15 protein-coding genes are annotated in these 14797 nt (G+C 64.7%); 12 read left to right on the forward strand and 3 right to left on the reverse strand.

What is annotated here, in order from left to right; translation table 11 throughout:
- Positions 1-6: 6 nt before the first annotated feature.
- Positions 7-687 (reverse strand): winged helix-turn-helix transcriptional regulator, encoded by a 681-nt coding sequence (locus J3E64_RS02260; RefSeq protein WP_253339159.1) that lies wholly within the window; start codon positions 685-687, stop codon positions 7-9.
- Positions 688-807: 120 nt separating this feature from the next.
- Between J3E64_RS02260 and J3E64_RS02265 the strand changes: the two genes are divergently transcribed.
- From J3E64_RS02265 to J3E64_RS02290, 6 genes are read left to right on the forward strand one after another with little or no spacing between them, the layout of a single operon-like run.
- The gene (locus J3E64_RS02265; protein ID WP_253339161.1) at positions 808-1254 is read left to right on the forward strand and encodes a VOC family protein; all 447 of its coding nucleotides are present in this window, start codon (positions 808-810) and stop codon (positions 1252-1254) included.
- Between the two features lie 26 nt (positions 1255-1280).
- Positions 1281-1646, forward strand: coding sequence for a DUF1428 domain-containing protein (locus J3E64_RS02270; protein ID WP_253339163.1), 366 nt, complete (start codon positions 1281-1283; stop codon positions 1644-1646).
- 22 nt (positions 1647-1668) lie between these two features.
- A complete protein-coding gene (locus J3E64_RS02275; protein ID WP_253339165.1) occupies positions 1669-2472 on the forward strand; it encodes a VOC family protein in 804 nt (267 codons plus the stop codon).
- The gene (locus J3E64_RS02280; RefSeq protein WP_253339167.1) at positions 2469-2960 is read left to right on the forward strand and encodes a VOC family protein; all 492 of its coding nucleotides are present in this window, start codon (positions 2469-2471) and stop codon (positions 2958-2960) included. The genes J3E64_RS02275 and J3E64_RS02280 overlap by 4 nt, the downstream gene beginning before the upstream one ends.
- On the forward strand, positions 2957-3424 hold the full coding sequence (locus J3E64_RS02285; protein ID WP_253339169.1) for an SRPBCC domain-containing protein: 468 nt from the start codon (positions 2957-2959) through the stop codon (positions 3422-3424). The genes J3E64_RS02280 and J3E64_RS02285 overlap by 4 nt, the downstream gene beginning before the upstream one ends.
- A gap of 27 nt (positions 3425-3451) precedes the next feature.
- Entirely contained in the window at positions 3452-4102 is a 651-nt protein-coding gene (locus J3E64_RS02290; RefSeq protein ID WP_253339171.1) for a glutathione S-transferase family protein, read from the forward strand.
- Positions 4103-4216: 114 nt separating this feature from the next.
- On the opposite strand, the gene J3E64_RS02295 is transcribed toward J3E64_RS02290, so the two are convergent.
- Positions 4217-5383 carry a pyridoxal phosphate-dependent aminotransferase gene (locus J3E64_RS02295; protein WP_253339173.1) on the reverse strand — a complete coding sequence of 389 codons (1167 nt, stop codon included), beginning with the start codon at positions 5381-5383 and terminating at the stop codon, positions 4217-4219.
- Positions 5384-5659: 276 nt separating this feature from the next.
- Positions 5660-6817: a pyridoxal phosphate-dependent aminotransferase gene (locus J3E64_RS02300; protein ID WP_253339175.1), complete on the reverse strand. Its 1158-nt coding sequence runs from the start codon at positions 6815-6817 to the stop codon at positions 5660-5662.
- 165 nt (positions 6818-6982) lie between these two features.
- Between J3E64_RS02300 and ptsP the strand changes: the two genes are divergently transcribed.
- The 6 genes from ptsP to ftsH all read left to right on the forward strand — a co-directional run bounded on the left by ptsP (position 6983) and on the right by ftsH (position 14626).
- Positions 6983-9259, forward strand: coding sequence for a phosphoenolpyruvate--protein phosphotransferase (ptsP, locus tag J3E64_RS02305; protein WP_253339177.1), 2277 nt, complete (start codon positions 6983-6985; stop codon positions 9257-9259).
- A gap of 73 nt (positions 9260-9332) precedes the next feature.
- On the forward strand, positions 9333-10316 hold the full coding sequence (locus J3E64_RS02310) for a helix-turn-helix domain-containing protein (RefSeq protein ID WP_253339179.1): 984 nt from the start codon (positions 9333-9335) through the stop codon (positions 10314-10316).
- Between the two features lie 84 nt (positions 10317-10400).
- Entirely contained in the window at positions 10401-11351 is a 951-nt protein-coding gene (locus J3E64_RS02315) for a hypothetical protein (RefSeq protein ID WP_253339181.1), read from the forward strand.
- Positions 11342-12292 carry a tRNA lysidine(34) synthetase TilS gene (tilS, locus tag J3E64_RS02320; RefSeq protein WP_253339189.1) on the forward strand — a complete coding sequence of 317 codons (951 nt, stop codon included), beginning with the start codon at positions 11342-11344 and terminating at the stop codon, positions 12290-12292. The genes J3E64_RS02315 and tilS overlap by 10 nt, the downstream gene beginning before the upstream one ends.
- A 132-nt stretch (positions 12293-12424) precedes the next feature.
- On the forward strand, positions 12425-12616 hold the full coding sequence (locus J3E64_RS02325) for a hypothetical protein (protein ID WP_253339191.1): 192 nt from the start codon (positions 12425-12427) through the stop codon (positions 12614-12616).
- 63 nt (positions 12617-12679) lie between these two features.
- Positions 12680-14626 (forward strand): ATP-dependent zinc metalloprotease FtsH, encoded by a 1947-nt coding sequence (gene ftsH / locus J3E64_RS02330; protein WP_253339193.1) that lies wholly within the window; start codon positions 12680-12682, stop codon positions 14624-14626.
- Positions 14627-14797 lie beyond the last annotated feature (171 nt).

A 14797-nucleotide genomic window follows, 5' to 3' on the forward strand; every position in this document is an offset into this window, starting at 1 on the left:
GTTCCGTCAGTCGGCCCGGCAGGTCGACGGCGCCTTTGGGGGAAGGGGGAAGAGCCCGGCGAAGCGCCGGGCCAATGCTTTGTCCCCCTCGATGGTGAGGGCGTCTGAGACATGTTCGGGCCGGGCCCCGCCGTAGAGGAGCGCGACGAGCGCATTCTGGTCACCGCGAAAGATGACATTCGCATCCGAAATGTCGCCGCGGTCTATCCGGCAATCGCCGTCGGCGATGGTCGCGCGGAATGTTTCCTCGCCGAACGCGAACCCTACGACCGCGTCGAGATCGCCCAGGCGGGCGCGATCGATCATCGTGCGCATCGACAGGATGACCGACACCGTGCTCATCGGCTTGCCCGGCTCCATGGTGGGCGACCGGCAGGCCCAGCGGCCCAGCGTCTGGAACAGGATTTCCGACTCGCGACCCCAATCCGTCAGTTCGTAGATCTGGCTGGCGGCGGGCGGTGGGAGACGCCTGCGGACCAATATGCTGGCCGCCTCCAGTTCATCGAGCCGCTGGGTCAGCACATTGGCGCTGATACCGGGCAGTCCGGCGCGCAGATCGGTGAAACGCTTTGGCCCCAGCATCAATTCGCGCATGATCGGCATCGCCCAGCGGTCGCCGATGATGTCCAGCGCATGGGCGACGGCGCATCCGTCCTGATAGGCTCGTTTCTTGACGGGAATGTTCATCAGTTATCTTTTCTAACTCAACAGTTGTATAAAGTAATTCAATAAGGCAGAAGGTTCAAGTCGTGAGTCGCTCGATATGCGAGCAGACCCCCGTCCGTCATGATAGCGAAGGAACCGTCGATGACCGAACAGCCCGCGCCCCGGATGATCTTCGTCAACCTGCCCGTCGCCGACCTGCCGACGTCCATCGCTTTCTACGAGGCGGTCGGCGCGGTGCGGAACAATGAGTTCGGCGACGACAGCGCGCAGATGGTGAGCTTTTCCGAAACGATCCACGCAATGCTGCTGACCCACGATCGCTTCCGCGGTTTCACGCCGCGCGCGATCCCCGACGCGCATGAAACGGCGCAGGTTCTGCTCTGTCTCAGCGAGACAAGTCGCCAAGCCGTAAACTCTATGGTTGATAGAGCGCTGGCCGCCGGCGGCACGGAGCCCAATCCGACACAGGATCATGGTTTCATGTACGGGCGCAACTTCGCCGACCCGGACGGACATATCTGGGAAGTGATGTGGATGGACGTCGCGGCGGCCATGGCGGCCGGAAAGGAAGAACCCGCCGCCGCCTGAGCGGCCGGGGAGGAAGGAGAGGAACGATGGCCTATATGGACGGTTTCGTGATTCCGGTGCCGAAGGGCAACAAAGAACGGTATCGGGAGGTTGCGGCCTATGCCGCGCCCATCTTCATCGAACATGGCGCGTTGCGCGTGGTGGAATGCTGGGCCAACGATATAAAGCCCGGAAAGATCAACGATTTCCGTACCGCTGTCATCGCCGAGGAGGATGAGGAGGTCGTCTTTTCCTGGATCGAATGGCCCGACAAGGATGCGCGCGACGCGGGGGCCGCAAAGGTGATGGCCGATCCCCGGATGCAGCCCAAGGAAGGCGAGGACGACATGCCTTTCGTGGGTGCCCGCCTCATCTATGGCGGGTTCGAGGTGCTGGTCGACGCGAAGGCTTGACCCCATATTCAGGAGACGGACGATGACGGACCTGAACGGAAAATTCTTCTGGTACGAATTGATGACCAGCGATCCGCAGGCGGCGCTGGCCTTTTACGGCGATGTGGTGGGATGGACCGCGCACGCCTTTGGCGGCGAAGACACGGGCGACCCCTATCATGTGATTTCCGGCAGCGCCGGGCCGTTGGGCGGCATCATGGCAATCCCGGCCGAGGCAGGGGCGTGCGGCATGAAACCTTGGTGGGGCGGCTATATCGGATCGGCCGATGTCGACGCGGTTGCCGCCCGGCTGGCCGGCGCCGGCGGCAGCATCCGCCGCGCGCCGGAGGATATTCCCGGTGTCGGCCGCTTCGCCGTGATGGGTGATCCGGGCGGGGCAACGTTCATGCTGCTCAAGGGCTCCAGCCCGGAAGGCATGACGCCGGCATCGCCGATGGCGCAGGGGCATGTCGGCTGGCACGAGCTTTATTCCGGTGATTTCGACGGTGACCTGGCCTTCTACACCGGCCAGTTCGGATGGACCACGGGCCAGGCGATGGATATGGGCGCCATGGGCTCCTACCAGCTCGTTTCGCAGACCGGCGGCAGCGATTTTCAGGACATGACGGGCGGCGTGATGCCCTTGCCCAAGGAGATGCCCGCTCCGCTGTGGCTGTTCTATTTCGTGGTGGGCGACATCGACGCGGCGGTGACGCGGGTGCGCGATGGCGGCGGCACCGTGATCAATGGCCCGATGGAAGTGCCGGGCGGTGCATGGGTCATCCAGGGGCTTGACCCGCAGGGCGCGATGTTCGCGCTGGTCGGCATGAGGGGAAGCGGGCAATGAGCAGGATTTCCCCCTGTCTGTGGTTCGACGGCCAGGCCGAGGAAGCAGCGCGCTTCTACGCGTCCGTCTTTGGTGGAACTGTGGATCATGTCACTTATTATCCCGACGAAAACCCATCGCCGTCGCCCTTGCCGGGGGGCAGCGTTCTGCTGGTCGAATTCTCCCTGTTCGGCGACAGCTATCAGGCGTTGAACGGCGGGCCAAAATTCCCCTTCACCGAGGCCGTATCGCTTTCGGTGTCGTGCGCCGACCAGGCTGAACTGGACCGTTATTTCGACGCGCTGACCGCCAACGGCGGTAAGCCGGGGCCCTGCGGATGGGTCACCGACAAATATGGCCTGTCCTGGCAACTGGTCCCCGCCGAAGTCGAGGCGCTGTACCGCACCGACGACAAAGTCGGAATAAAGCGCATGATGGGGGTGATGATGTCCATGCAGAAACTGGACCTGGCGCGGATGAAAGCCGCTTTCGAGGGAGAAACGGCATGAGCGTGGCCGAGCATGAATTGTCGGTGAGCTGCCATATCGCCGCCCCGCGCGCGATCTGCTGGAAGGTGTGGACGGACCTGAAGGACGAATGGTTCTGTCCCAAGCCGTGGCGAGCCGAAGTCGTGGAGGAGGACCTGCGTCCGGGCGGGCGCAGCGCGGTGCGCATGTTCGGTCCCGACGGAGAGGATACCGGCCCGATGGAAGGCATTTTCCTGGAGGTTGTGACCGGCGAGCGAATCATCACCACCGATGCCTACGCGTCGGGCTGGATACCGCAGGCCCCGTTCCTGACCAGCATCTGGACCTTTGCCGACGAAGGGGAGGGGACGCGCTTCACCGCGACCGCGCGGCATTGGGATGCCGATGCGAAGCGCCGGCACGAGGATATGGGCTTCCATCCCGGTTGGGACGAGATGGCCGAGCAATTCAAGGCGCTGTGCGAAACATCGGCGGCAAGCGCCTGACACCGTACGAAAGGGGAGGCAGGAGCCATGCGGCCGATCATCACGGCGTTTGCGGCGGCGCCCGATCGCGGGCAGGGGCAGGCGCGGGACATGCGCGTCCGCTGGGCGCTGGAGGAGGCGGGGCAGCCCTATGATGTGCGGTTATTGTCCTTCGCGCAGATGAGGGAACCTGCGCATCTGGCGATCCAGCCTTTCGGGCAGATTCCGACCTATGAGGACGGCGCGGTGGCACTGTTCGAGACGGGTGCGATCCTGCTGCATATCGCCGAACGCCATCGCAGCCTGCTGCCGGTGGATGCCGTGGCGCGGGCGCGCGCCCTGTCGTGGATGTTCGCCGCGATCAACACCGTGGAGCCGCCGATCGTGGAGCGGGAGATGGCCGAACTGGTGGAACGCGACAAGCCCTGGTTTGACGCGCGTCTGCCCGCGCTGGATGCCCATGTGCGCAAGCGGATCGACGCGCTGTCGGCAAGCCTTGACGATGCCGAATGGCTGGCCGGGGCGTTCAGCGTAGCCGACATCATGATGGTGACGGTGCTGCGGCGGCTGGACGGCTGGAACCTTCTCGAAACCTGCCCCAACCTTATGGCCTATGTCGCCCGCGGCGAGGAGCGGCCTGCTTTCCGGCGCGCGTTCGACGCGCAATATGCGGTATTCCTGGCGAGCGGCGCGCGCTGACCGCCGACCGTACGACGCAAAAACCCGGCGCCGGTAACCGGCAAGCGATGGACGATGTATGCGAAAGGGCGCCCGGTTTCCCGGACGCCCCGTCATTCGTCATGCTGTGGCAGATCAGGCCTTGTAGACCAGATCCACGGATTCGCGGAACTTTGCCATGTCGTCGGCGGAGCCGACCGTCACGCGCGACACGGTGGGCCAGATCGCCCAGCTGCGGCCGATCTGCACCTTGTTGGGGGTCGCCAGCATCGCCGTCTGCATTTCCTTGGCAGGCTTTTTCCAGTCGACCATGAACATGTTCGCCTGGCTGCCCGGCTGCACCTCGATGCCCTTCTTGGTCAGCCATGCGATGGTTTCATCGCGGTTGGCGATCATTTCGGCGCGGCGGGCCTTGATGAGGTCGGCCTCGGTATAGACGGCGTTGCCGCAGTGCATGGCGGTGATCGACAGGCCGCCCGCGGTCGGGCCGAACAGCATGATGCGCTTTTGCAGTTCAGGATCGGCGAAGGTAAGGCCGAGGCGCACGCCCGCCATACCGAACAGCTTGGAGAAGGTGCGCATGACGATCAGGTCCTTGCGACCCGCCACCAGCTTCGCCGCGCTGGGCGCTTCGGAGAAGTGGATATAGGCTTCGTCGACCAGCAGGATGCTGTCGGCTGGCTTGTTGGCCAGCAGCCATTCGATATCGGCCAGCGGGGTGATCGTGCCGGTCGGGTTGTTGGGCGTGCAGATATAATAGAGCCCGGCGTTGGGATTTGCGGCCAGCATCGCCTTGACGTCGTGGCCCTTGCCGATGGCCTGAGGTGCCTTGGCGATGGGGGCCTTCAGATAATCGGCGGTGCGCCAGGCCGATTCAAAGGTCGGGTCCGCCGTGACCAGGCCCTTGGTCGGCGAGCAGAAGGCTGCAACCGTGCTGACCAGCGGACCGCCCGAGCCCGGCCACACCATCACATGGCTTTCGGGGATACCCTCGACCGCGGCGACGGTCTTGACCAGGTCGCCGCGATAATTGTCGGGGTCATACCAGTTGCCGACCGCGGCGGCCTGCGCGGCGGCTTCAACGCCCGACGGGAAGGGGCCGGTCCAGCATTCGTTCGAACCGATGCGCACGGCGCCGGCAATGCCGCGCGCGGCCTGCTGCTGCGCCTGCGCGGCGCCGCCGAGAAGCGAACTGGCGGCGACTCCGGCGCCCACAAGGGCCGCTATCTCACCCAGCTGGCGGCGCGAATAGCCGCGCTCGATCAGGTCTTCCTTGGCATCCTCTGTCAGCATCATCGTCATGTGTCCGTCCCCGTTCCAGAAATTGGCTCCAGTCATCAGGAAAGACGAAATGGCGGCACATTTCCGCAATGTGCCGCCATACAGATTTGCAATTTTTATGCGCTGGTGGATCGATTTTGACATTTGTATCCCCCGGCGATTTGGGTGGGTCTGCAATGTCAAAATCGTAAAATACAGTAGAATCAAATATTTAGAATGAACCGAAGAAATTCTGACATTCGAGGAGGCTTGGCCTCGAAAGGTATCGAATGTCAGAATCGGACCGCTGGTGCGGGGTCAGGCCTTCCAGACCTTGTCCACCGCCGCGTTGAAGGCTTCCATTTCCTGCATCGAACCCACGGAAACGCGCGATACATTGGGCCAGATGGGCCAGCTGCGGCCGATTTGCACACCCTGTTCCAGGATGGCGGCCTGCATGTCCTTGGCCGGCTTGCCCCAGTCCACCATGAACATATTGGCATGGCTGCCCGGGATGACCTTGATGCCCTTCGACTTGAGGTGGCTGACGGACTTTTCGCGCGCGGCGATCATTTCAGCGCGCCGCGCCTTGATGAGGTCCGCCTGCGTGAGCGAGGTGGTGCCGCAGGCGACGGCGGTCATCGGCAGCATCGCCGTAACCTGGCCGCCGTCATAGCGCATCATTTTTTCCATCAGCGACGGGCTGGCGAAGGTGAGGCCCAGGCGCATGCCCGCCATGCCGAACAGCTTCGAAAAAGTGCGCAGGATCAGCACGTCGTCGCGCGAAGCCGCCAGCTTCGCCGCATTGGGACCGTCGAACCAGTGGATATAGGCTTCGTCCACGACGAGGATCGAATCCTTCGGCTTGTTGTTGGCCAGCCATTCGATGTCGGCAATCGGCGTCACCGTGCCGGTCGGATTGTTGGGCGAACAGATATAATAGACGCCCGCATTCGGATCGGCCGCCAGCATCGCCTTGACGTCGTGGCGATGATCGGCGGTCAGCGGCACCTTGGTGACCTTCGCGCCCAGCCATGCGCCGGTGCGCCAGATTGCCTCATAGGTCGGGTCGCCGGTGACGATGCCGCGCGAGGGCGAGGCATAGGCGACCGCGACGCGGCTCAGCGGATCTGAAGAACCAGGCCATGCGGTGACCCGGTCGGCCGGAATGCCCTCCACCGCGGATACTGCGGCGAAGAGTTTTTCATGCTCATTGTCGGGTTCGTAGCGATTGCCCTCGGTCACCAGCTTGAAGGCGGACTCCGCTGCAACGGGAAAAGGGCCGGTCCAGCATTCATTGGCACCGATGCGCACGGCGCCCTCGACCGGTTTGGCCGCCTGCTGCGCAGCCGCGCCCGTCACCCGGATCGCGGCAGCGCCCGCGCCCAGAAGGGCGGCGACTTTCGCAAGCTGGCGCCGCGAATAGCCGCGATCCAAAAGATCCTGTTCGAACGTGGCGTTGGACTGGCTGTTCATCCTCATCATCCTTCCTGGAAACCGCATCCCTCATTCCCTCGGCTTGTTTAACGAATGTCCTGAATGTTTCCGCCATGCAATCGCCGAATTGCGCAGCGGCTACATTGTGCCGTGCAACATCGAAGTGCGTGGAAAGCCTCTCGTTCATCTGGTAGCGAACCATATATGCCCAGCACGCCCGCAGCCGCCGCCCGCCAGATTCTCGTCCGCCTGCAGGAGGTGATGGCGTCTCGCACCAGTGCCCAGGCAAAGCTCAACAAGGTGGTGGAGATCATCGGCCAGTCGCTCTCGAGCGAAGTCTGCTCCATCTATCTGGTGCGCGAAGGGGTGCTGGAACTGTTCGCGACCCGCGGCCTCAAGCAGGAAGCGGTCCACGTCACCCGCATGGCGATGGGCGAAGGGCTGGTCGGGCTGATCGCGACGAACGTTGAGACGCTGAACCTGGACGAAGCCGCCGCACATCCCGACTTTTCCTATCGCCCCGAAACCGGCGAGGACCGGTTCCACAGTTTTGCAGGCGTTCCCATCGTCCGGCGGGAGCGCGCCATCGGCGTGCTGTGCGTGCAGCATGTCGAACCGCGCAAATATGAGGAAATAGAGATTGAGGCGCTCCAGACCGTCGCCATGGTGCTGTCGGAACTGATCGCCAACGCGGAACTGGCCGACGACGGGCCGATGGACCTGCGCGTCACCGACACCGGCACGATCATGCTGCGCGGCCTGCAACTGGTCATGGGCATGGCGCGCGGTCATGCGGTTTTTCACCAGCCGCGCGTGCATATCGAACATACGGTTGCGGAGGATACCGAGGCTGAGAGGCAGCGCGTGATTTCCGCCTTCACCAAGATGCGCGAGCAGATCGACCGGATGACCGGCGCGGCCGAGTTCGGCACCGAGGGCGAGCATCAGGAGGTGCTGGAGACCTACAAGATGTTCGCCTATGACGAGGGCTGGATCAGGCGGATCAACGAGGCGATTGACAGCGGCCTGACGGCGGAGGCGGCGATCGAGCGCGTGCAGCAGCGCACACGGATGCGGATGCGCCAGATCGACGATCCGCTGCTTCAGGACCGGATGCACGACCTGGAGGATATGGCGAACCGCCTGCTGCGCATCGTGTCGGGCCAGCTGGGCACGGCGGCGACCATGGGCCTGCGGCAGGATGCCATCCTGATCGCCCGGAACCTGGGACCGGCCGAGCTGCTGGAATATGATCGCCGTCGTCTGAAGGGCGTGATCCTCGAGGAAGGATCGCTCACCGCGCATGTCACCATCGTCGCGCGCGCCATGGGCGTGCCGGTGCTGGGCCGCGTGCGCGACATTCGCCATCAGGTGAACGAAGGCGACCTGATCCTGATGGACGTCGTGGAAAATGCCCTGCTGATCCGCCCGAGCGCGGACATGGACGAGGCATTTGAAAACAAACTCCATGTCACGCAGAAGCGCCGCGCCGAATTTGCCGCGATGCGTGACCTGCCGTCGGTATCGGCGGACGGTCAGCGGGTCGAACTGATGGTCAATGCCGGCCTGCGCGAGGACGCCCAGGCCCTGGACGTGGTGGGCGCGGACGGCATCGGCCTGTTCCGCACCGAGTTTCAGTTCCTGGTGTCGGCAACGCTGCCGCAACGGGAAAAACAGCAGCGGCTGTACAAGGACGTGCTGGACGCTGCGGGCGATCGTCCGGTCATTTTCCGTACTGTGGACATCGGCGGGGACAAGGCGTTGCCCTATATGCAGCGCGACGCCGACGAGGAACTGGAGGACAATCCGGCGATGGGGTGGCGCGCGTTGCGCCTGGCGCTGGAGCGCGAAGGGTTGATGAAGACCCAGGCCCGCGCGCTGCTGGAAGCGAGCGCCGGCAAGATGTTGCACGTCATGTTCCCGATGGTGTCCGAACCGTGGGAATATGACGCCGCGCGCGCGCTGGTCGAGCATCAGCGCGAGTGGCTCCAGCAGCAGCGCAAGAAGGTTCCCATCGCAATCCGTTACGGTGCCATGCTGGAAGTGCCGGCGCTGGCCGAAGTGCTGGACATCCTGTTGCCGCGCCTCGATTTCCTGTCGATCGGCACCAATGACCTGACGCAATTCCTGTTCGCTGCCGACCGTGCCCACCCCAAGCTGGCGGAACGCTATGACTGGCTGAGCATCGCCATCCTGCGCTTCATCGATCGCGTGGTGCGGACCTGTCATGACTACAAGGTGCCGGTCGGCGTTTGCGGCGAAATGGGCGGCCGGACGCTGGAGGCGATGGCGCTGGTCGGACTGGGCATTCGACGCCTGTCGATCACGCCCGCATCGGTCGGCCCGGTCAAGGCGATGATCCGCGCCATCGACGCGTCCGACTTGCAGGATGCGATGCGCGAATGGCTGGACAATGGCGTGCCCGACATTCGCGCGCGGCTTACGCGATGGGCCGTCGAACGGAATGTGGAACTGGGCTAATCGGTGGGATGCGGCGTTGACAATGCCTGTCCCCCAATGAGACAAGGCCAACCGACAAGCGTCGCGGAGCAGCATGACAGACGAAGCAGAACAGCAGACCGGCGCGGACAGCGCGCCGGAGGTGCAGGCCAACAGCCCCGGTGCGAAGCTGCGGGTCGCGCGGGAAGCGCAGGGCCTTTCGGTGCAGGATATCGCCACCCGGACCCGCATCGCCCAGCGGCAGTTGGAAGCAATCGAGCGGGACGATTATGCCGCCCTGCCGGGCATTCCCTATGCCGTTGGCTTCGCCCGCGCCTATGCCCGTTCGATCGGTGTCGACGAAGTCATGATCGCCGCCGAAGTCCGTCAGGCGGTCAATGGAACGGACCTTGCCGCCAACCGCTACGAAGCGTTCGAGCCCGCCGACCCCGCGCGCGTTCCGCCCCGCCGTTTGGCCTGGGCCGTGGCGGCCATCGTCCTTCTGTTGATCGCAGGCTACACGCTCTGGCGGACCCAGTTGTTCACGCCGCCGCCCGGCGCCGATGTCGGCGGGCAGGAAGAACAGGCGCAGTCGGCGGCGGTCGTCCCCGCCGCGGCGCCGGTTCCGGCCGCCGTTCAGCCCGTATTGTTCACCGCGACCGACGATGTCTGGTTGCGGATCTATGACGAGACGGGAGAAAGGTTGAAGGACGGGATCATGAAGAAGGGGGAAAGCTACACGCTACCCTCCAACGCCCGCAATCCCATGATATTGACCGGACGGCCGCAGGCACTGGCCGTGACAGTGGGCGGCAAGCCGGTTGCGCCGCTGGGCGCGGCCGACCGGACGATCGCGGACGTGCCCGTTTCCGCAGCAGCCTTGCTGGCGCGCGGCACGCCTGCCGCGAACCAGACCGTCGCGCCATCGCCCGCGCGCAGCGCTGCGCCCGCGCCGCGACCTGCGCCGCGCCGCGTCCGTCCGGCAGTCACCGTCCCGGAACCCGCTCTGTCAAGTGCCCCGGCACCGGCACCGGCACCGGCTGCGGCCGTCCCGGCGCCCGCGCCTTCGGCGGCAGACGGCACATCCGCGCAGCCCTGATCGGCGCCATGCAGACGTAAGTCGCGCTTTACGGCGCGGAATATCGCCTTATGGTTAAGGCACAGGCATTAGTCGGGGATCATCATGCGTAACCTTTTCTTTGCGACGGCTGCGCGGGCGGGCGCGGTGCTCGCGCTGAGCGCGCCGCTCCTGCTGGCGACAGCGACACCGTCGACGGCGCAAAGCGTGTCGGTGGAGGGCCGGGTCGGCCGCCTGGAAAAGGAGATGCGCGCGGTCCAGCGAAAGGTTTTCCCGGCAGGCGCGCCGGTGGAGGCCGAAATCACCCGGCCCGCGACCAGCGCGCCGGCGCCCGGCACGCCTGCGTCCACGCCCGTGTCCGACCTGATGGCGCGGGTAGGGGCGCTGGAATCGCAACTGGCTTCCGTGACCGGGCAGGTCGAGGAAAATAGTTTCAAGCTTCGCCAGTTGGAGGAAGCGTTCAACAAATATAAGGCCGATGCCGAAAGCCGGTCGCTGCCGCCCGAAGCGCCGGTAGCCGCAAAACCCGCAGTCACAGCGCCGGTTGAAGACACGCCTGCACCCGTCGCGGCGAAGCCGGTGCCAAAGCCCGCCGCCGCACCCTCCGCCGGTGCGAGCGACGCGCGCAAGGCCGCAGTCGCGGCGGTCGAAAGGCCGGAAACCGGTGACGCGGCCAATGACGCCTATACTTATGGTTTCCGGCTGTGGGACGCCAAATTCTATCCCGAGGCGCAGGCGCAGCTGAAGGCCACGGTCGACAAATATGGCAGCAACTCGGTCGCGAGCCGCGCGCAGAACCTGCTTGGCCGGGCCTATCTCGACGATGGCAAGCCGGCGCTCGCGTCCGTCGCCTTCTACGAAAATTACCAGAAGCGGCCGCGCGGGGACCGCGCACCGGACAGCCTGGCCTATCTGGGCGAGGCACTGATCCAGCTCAAGAAGCCGGCTGACGCCTGCAAGGTCTATCAGGAACTGGAGCAGGTCTATGGCGACAGCCTCTCCGCCAGCTTGCGCGGCATGATGGACAAGGGCCGCACGCGGGCGAAGTGCAACTGACCAGCGACGCGGACGGGCTGCTGGCGGGGCTGATCGCCGCCACGGCCGCTCTTGTCGAAGGTCATGACAGCGCGCACTTCGGCATCGCCGTGTCGGGCGGGCCCGACAGCATGGCCTTGCTCGATCTGGCCATGACGGCCTTTCCGGGCCGCGTGGCGGCGATAACCGTCGATCACGGATTGCGACCCGAAGCCGCGGCCGAAGCCCGGGCCGTCGCCCTGTGGTGCGCGCGCCACACTATGCCCCACACTATCGCCGTGCCCGACGACCCGGTAAGCGGCAATGTGCAGGCATGGGCCCGTGCCCAGCGTTACCGGCTGATCGAGCGGTGGCGGGTGGCGGGCAACATCGACTGGATCATGACCGCGCATCATGCCGACGATCAACTGGAAACGCTGCTGATGCGGCTCAACCGGGGAGCGGGCGTCGGGGGCCTGGCCGGCGTGCGGGGACGGTCGGGGCGGGTGATCCGTCCGCTGCTTGGTGTCCGCAAGGCGGCGCTTCTGGCCCACGTCCGGGCGCGGGGCCTGCCCCATGCCGAAGATCCGTCGAACGCCGATCCGCGGTTCGACCGGGCGAGTCTGCGGGCGGCGCTGGGCGACGTCGCCTGGCTGGATCGGGAGGGAGCCGTGCGCAGCGCCGCGGCGCTGGCGGAAGCGGAGGCGGCGCTGGAGTGGACGGTGGAGGACCTTGCCAAGCAGCGCGTTCTGCCGACCGGCGATGGCTGGTCGCTCGATCCCGCCGGCCTGCCGCGCGAATATCTGCGCCGTCTGCTGCTGCGCATGATCGCCTGTGCCGAACCGGAAGCGAAGATGCCGCGCGGAGAGGCGCTGGATCGGGCGATCGCCACTGCGGCCCGGGGCGAACAGGCGAGTCTTGGCAATTTGCTGCTGAAAGGTGGCCCGATGTGGGTTCTTACATCGGCGCCACCCAGACGTTGACGAGACGTACGGCAAAAAGTTCCACCGCTGAACGCATGCGGGCCACCATCTGCCTTTTTATCGCGGTGCAATGACCTTTCCTTAACAGGTGAGATGGTTAATCATAGCAGCGTTAATGCGGGGATTTGCACGATGGTGGAATTTGCGGCCCTTACCTACGGCCTGTTGACGAGTGTCATTCTTTCGGCGGCGCAGCGAAACCGGAGGCTCCGGCAACCGCATCCGCCGATGCTCTGCTACGCCGGCTATCTTCTGTGCGGCCTGTCCGCGGGCGCGGCGCTGGCGTTGGGATATGTCGCCCTGTCGCAATTGTCCGGCGCATGACGGCTTTCGTCCGCTTGCGCTTTTAGGGGCATATCCTATCTTGGCGGGTGAAAGAGAGTAAAAATGAACGAAGAAAAAGACCCGCAAGGCAATCCCTGGATCAAGAGCGCGGTGATCTGGGCGGGCGTCATCATCGCCCTGCTGCTGTTCGTGTCGGTATTCGAGCGGCCGGTGGGGGCGAATGGCAGCGAGATCGCCTATTCCGAGTTCCGGTCGAAGGTGCAGGACGGACAGGTAAAGGACGTCGCGATCGCGCCGGACAGGATCACCGGCACATTGTCGAGCGGCCAGAAGTTCACGACCATGCCGGTCAACGATCCCGCCCTCACCGGTCTGCTGGACGATTATAACGTCAAATATTCGGGCCAGGCCGAGGAAGGGCCGAGTTTCTGGCAGATCATGCTCTACCAGTCGCTGCCGTTCCTGCTGATCCTGGGCATCGCCTTTTTCGTGCTGCGCCAGATGCAGAAGGGTGGCGGCGCGGGTGGCGCCATGGGCTTCGGCAAGTCGAAGGCCAAGTTGCTCACCGAAAAGCATGGGAAGGTGACCTTCGATGACGTCGCCGGCATCGACGAAGCACGCGAGGAATTGCAGGAAATCGTAGAATTCCTGAAGGACCCGAGCAAATTTGCGCGGCTGGGCGGCAAGATCCCCAAGGGTGCGCTGCTGGTCGGCTCGCCGGGCACCGGCAAGACGCTGCTGGCTCGCGCCATTGCGGGTGAGGCGGGCGTGCCCTTCTTCACCATCTCGGGCTCGGATTTCGTCGAGATGTTCGTCGGCGTCGGTGCGTCCCGCGTGCGCGACATGTTCGAACAGGCCAAGAAGAACGCGCCCTGCATCGTATTCATCGACGAAATCGACGCGGTCGGCCGCCATCGCGGCGCGGGCCTGGGCAACGGCAATGACGAGCGCGAGCAGACGTTGAACCAGTTGCTGGTCGAGATGGACGGGTTCGAGGCGAATGAGGGCATCATCATCGTCGCGGCGACCAACCGCCCCGACGTGCTGGACCCCGCGCTGCTGCGTCCGGGCCGCTTCGACCGGCAGGTCGTGGTGCCGCGCCCCGACATCGAAGGCCGCGAGAAGATCCTGGCGGTCCACATGAAGAAAGTGCCGCTGGCCCCGGACGTCAACCCGCGCACCATCGCGCGCGGCACGCCCGGATTTTCGGGCGCCGATCTTGCCAACCTGGTCAACGAGGCGGCGCTGATGGCGGCTCGCCGCGGCAAGCGCCTGGTCGCGATGGACGAGTTCGAGGCCGCCAAGGACAAGGTCATGATGGGCAGCGAGCGCCGCTCCATGGTCATGACCGATGACGAGAAGAAGATGACCGCCTATCATGAGGCAGGCCATGCCATCGTCGCGGTCCATGAACCGGCGTCCGACCCGATCCACAAGGCAACGATCATCCCGCGCGGCCGCGCGCTGGGCATGGTGATGCGCCTGCCGGAGCGGGACAGCTACAGCTATCACCGCGACAAGATGCATGCGAACATGGCCGTCGCCATGGGCGGACGCGTCGCCGAGGAGATCATCTTCGGCTATGACAAGGTATCGAGCGGCGCTTCGGGCGACATCCAGTACGCCACGCGTCTGGCCCGCGACATGGTCACCCAATGGGGTATGTCGGACAAGCTGGGCCCGCTGCAATATGAGGAACAGCAGGGCGAGACCTTCCTGGGTTATTCGCAGAGCCAGCGCGTCCATATGTCGGACGAGACGGCCAAGCTGATCGACAAGGAAATCCGTGGCCTGGTGGAGCAGGGCTATGCCCGCGCGCAGGCATTGCTCAAGGGCCATGAGGACCAGCTTCACCTGCTGGCCAACGCGATGCTGGAATATGAAACGCTGAGTGGCGAGGAGATCAAGACGCTGCTCGACAAGGGCGAGATCACCCGCGACGACGGGACGACGATCAAGCCTTCTGTAATCCCGGCGGCGGGCAGTTCGATCCCCAAGACGCGCAAGCGCAAGGGGCCGTTCGGCGATCCGTCGCCGGCCGGAGTCTGACGGCAGGGTTCTTGAAACGGCAAGGGCGCGGCGAAGGTCGCGCCCTTTTTTCGTGCCCTTGGGGTGAGGATGCCCACGGGCAGGGGCGCAAGCGGCCCGCGCAATTAATCCTTGCAAAGGGTCTGGCCGTTTGGGGGCATAGTGGTTACATGGGCCGCCACAAATCCCCTA

The sequence above is a fragment of the Sphingobium sp. OAS761 genome (assembly GCF_024168485.1).
Classification (GTDB): Bacteria; Pseudomonadota; Alphaproteobacteria; order Sphingomonadales; family Sphingomonadaceae; genus Sphingobium.